The sequence below is a fragment of the Micromonospora sp. NPDC051296 genome, from assembly GCF_040682255.1.
GTDB classification, from domain to species: domain Bacteria; phylum Actinomycetota; class Actinomycetes; order Mycobacteriales; family Micromonosporaceae; genus Micromonospora; species Micromonospora craterilacus.
Window position 1 is genome coordinate 20327 of sequence record NZ_JBFBAO010000064.1, and the last position, 3809, is coordinate 24135.

Sequence of the window (3809 nt, forward strand, 5' to 3'; positions counted from 1 at the left end):
ACGTCGTAACCGGTCACCCCGACGTTGTCCGTCGACGCCGACCAGGTCAACCGGATCTGCCCACTCCCCGGCTCGGTGAAGGCCAGGTTCGTCGGGGCCGACGGCGGTTGGGTGTCGCCGGTGGCCGGGCCGTACACCTCCAGCTCGGCGAGCTGCCCGGCCGGCCAGCCGGTGTTCGCGGTGAACTGCAGCCGGACGTAGCGGGTGGCGGCCGAGCCGACGGTGATGGTCACCGTGTTGTTGGCGGTCGGGTTGAACGCGTATCCGGCGGAGGCGACCAGCGTGCTGAAGGTCGACCCGTTGGTGCTGCCCTGCACGGTCAACGTCTGGGTACGCGCCCCCCAGCCGCCGGGCAGCTTGAGCACCAGCCGGTCGACGGTGACCGTGGCACCCAGGTCCACCTGGATCCACTGCGGGAAGGCGTTGTTCGGGCTCTCCCAGTAGCTGCCCTGGTTGCCGTCGTTGGCGTTGGCGGCGAGGTAGACGTCGGCGTGACCGCTGGCGGACATGCTCCGACCGGCCGCCAGGTTGGTCGACGAGGTGGCCGCGCCGTACACCTCCAGCTCGGCCAGCTGCGCGGCCGGCCAGCCGGTGTTCGCGGTGATCGAGATCCGGACGTACCGGGTGGTGGTGGCCGGGAAGTCGAGGGTGACGGTGTTGCCGCCGGCCGGGCTGAAGGTGCGGCCCGCCGAGCCGACGATGGTGCTGAAGCCGCTGCCGGTCGTGCTGCCCTGCACCGACAGCGTCTGGGTGCGGGCCTCCCAGCCCGCCGGCAGCTTCAGCTGGACCTGGTCGATGGACTGACTGGAGCCCAGGTCGACCTGGACCCACTGCGGAAGGGCACCACTGCTCTCCCAGTAGGTGCCGGCGTTGCCGTCGGTGACGTTGGCCGCGGCGTACGGGCCGTTGACGCTGCTGGCGGTCGCGGCGCGGCCGGCGGCGAGGTTCGGGCCGCCGGCCGCAGCGGCCGGGGGCGCGGGCGCGGCGGTGAGGGCGAGGCCGACCGCGGCGAGCACGGCGGTCAACCGGGTACGGAATCTGGACATGGGGGATCGACACCTTCTTCCGGGACGTGGAGAGGCGTTGCGGGGGTGTGGTGCTCTTAGGGCGTGGGTGGGCCCCGATCGGCGTGCGGGGCCCACCCACGGGTCAGGCGGCGTGCACCTCGAACTCGGCGATCTGGGCAGCCGGCCAGCCGGTGTTGCCGGTGACGTTGAGTCGCAGGTACCGGCGGTCACCGGCCGGCAGGTTGATCGACACCGTGTTGCCGGTGGCCGGGTCGAAGGTGCGACCCGCCGAGCCGGCGAGGGTGGTCCAGGAGTTGCCGTCGGTCGAGCCGAGCACCGACAGCGTCTGGGTACGGGTCTGCCAGGCCGGCGACGGTGGCAGCTTCAGCACGACCCGACCCACCTGCCGGGCGGTGCCCAGGTCGACGGTGAGCGTCTGCGGGAAGGCGTTGTTGGCACTCTCCCAGTAGGTGTTCGCGTTGCCGTCCACCGTGTTGGTGGCCACGTACACGTCGGTGTGGCTGGTGGCCGTGACCGGCCGGCCGAGCGCCAGGTTCCCGGCCGGGGGCGGGGTGGTCGGTGGCGGGGTGCTGCCGCCGTACACCTCGAACTCGGCGACCTGACCCGCCGGCCAGCCGGTGTTGCCGGTGATGCTGAGCCGGACGAACCGGCGCTCACCGGCCGTCAGGCCGATCGAGACGCTGTTGCCGGTGGCCGGGTCGAAGACGCGACCGGCCGACCCGGCGAGCGTGGTCCACGAGTTGCCGTCGGTCGAGCCGAGCACCGACAGCGTCTGGGTACGCCGCTCCCAGCCGGCCGGCAGCATGAGCACCACCCGGTCGACGGAACGGACCGCGCCCAGGTCGACGGTGATGGTCTGCGGGAAAGCGTTGTTGGCGCTTTCCCAGTACGTGCCCGGGTTGCCGTCGACGGCGTTCCCCGCCTGGTACGTCTGGTTGTGGCTGGACGCGACGACCGGCCGGCCCTGGGCCAGGTTCCCGCCGGGCGGGGGCGTGGTGGGCGGCGGGGTCGTCGGCGGGGGTGTGGTGGGCGGGGGGCTGGTCGGACCGCCGCCCCACTGCGGCTCCGGCCACGGCCCGCAGTACGGGTTGGCGGTGTACCAGCCGGAGTTGCCGGCGCCCTGGGTGATCTGGAAGCCGCTGCCGACGCAGTTGTGGATCGGGTTGGACTGCGCGATGCCGGTGGCCCGTACGTTGGTGAACGACACCTGGCTGGGCGCCTGCACCTGGAGGGCGTACGTGCCGGCACCGTCGATGCGTACGTTGTTGAAGCTGATCCCGCTGGTGGCGCCCTCGATCCAGTGCAGCGCCGCGTAGGAGCTGTCCAGGATGTCGGTGTCGCTGACCACGATCGACGCGCCCTGGATCGGCTGGTTCAGTGCGGAGAACCAGATCGCGCCGACGCCGAACTGCCAGTTGTAGTCGGAGTTGCCGTTGCGGATCAGGGTGTTGCGGGCGACCGTGATGGTGCCGGCGACGGCGGTCGGCCCGTTTACCCCCGTGTACCGGTTGGCCACGTGGATGCCGCCACCGTTGGTGACCGAGTCGGCGGTCACGTTGTCGGTGATCCGGATGTCCCGCCCGCCGTAGGTGACCAGGTGGTTGGCGAGGATGGTCACGCCGATCGTGTTGAAGGTGAACGAGTTGCCGACGTTCGGCACGGTGTCCGCCCACATGGCGAGCGCGTCGTCGCCGGTGTTGCGGACGAAGGTGTTGGTCACCGTGGAGTTGGTGACCCCCCAGTGGAAGTTCACCCCGTCCGCGGTCTGGTCCAGGATCCGGCTGTTCCGGATGGTGAAGTTGTTCATCGGGCCGTCCATCCAGGCACCGACCTTGGTGTGCTGCATCCAGACGTTGTCCACCACGGAGTCGGACATCGCCCCGCCGATGGCGTTGACCTGGTCCTCGTCCACCCGCTCCCGGATGTCGCCGATGATGGCGAAGTCGCGCAGCGTCACGTTGCGGCTGGGCCCGCCGGCCTCGTGCGGCCGGATCTCACCGCGGTAGCCACCGCCGTTCACGTACTTGCCGTAGATGCCGGCGGCGCGCTTGCGGTCGGTGGGATGCCGGCCGCCGAGCACCGAATACCACGGGCCGGCGCCACGCAGGGTCACCCCGTCGACCACCACGTGATCCCAGAGGGTGAAGTTGCCCGACGGGATCCACACCGCCCGCCCCTGGGCCCGGCCGGCGTCCACGGCGGCCTGGAACCGGGCGGTCGAGTCGGTGGCACCGGTCGGGTCGGCGCCGAAGTCGGTGACCACGTCGATGACGTTGGCCGGCTTGGTGATCGGCGCGGCGACCAGCTCGAAGTCGGCCAGGTCGATGGTGAAGGTCGGCGACTGCGCGGTCGAGGAGACCTGGAGCCGGATCTTGGTGCCCGCCTGGTACGTGGTGCCGAACAGGGTCCGGGCCTCGTCGTAGAAGTGGTGCGGGTTGATGTCGCCCGGGTTGTTGTTGAACGGGTAGCCGCCGTAGTACCAGCCGTACTTCGAGGTGACCGGGACGGCCTTGACCAGCGTGCCGTTCGCCCGCAGGTCGATGGTCGCGTCGCGGCCGGTGCCGGCGGCATTGTCCGGGATGCTGTAGCGGAACGTGATGGCGTTCGCGGGTGCGGTGAGGGTGAACTCGACGTACTCCCCGACCGCGTCGAGGGTGACCGCCTCCCGGCCGCTGGCCTCCGACGGGAGCGTGCCGTAGCGCCGGTCCGGGCCGATTCGGGTGCCGTTGTGCGCGGCGTTCTCGGCCTCGTGCTCGATGAACGGGACAGTGGCCCCCCGGC

At 71.0% G+C, this 3809-nt stretch carries 2 protein-coding genes; both read right to left on the reverse strand.

Annotated features, from left to right (window positions below; translation table 11 throughout):
• On the reverse strand, nucleotides 1-1046 hold a 1046-nt coding region (locus tag AB0M52_RS10165; RefSeq protein WP_363951421.1), incomplete at its 3' end, for a discoidin domain-containing protein.
• A gap of 103 nt (nucleotides 1047-1149) precedes the next feature.
• The coding region (locus AB0M52_RS10170; RefSeq protein WP_363951424.1) for a discoidin domain-containing protein at nucleotides 1150-3809 on the reverse strand (2660 nt) is incomplete at its 5' end.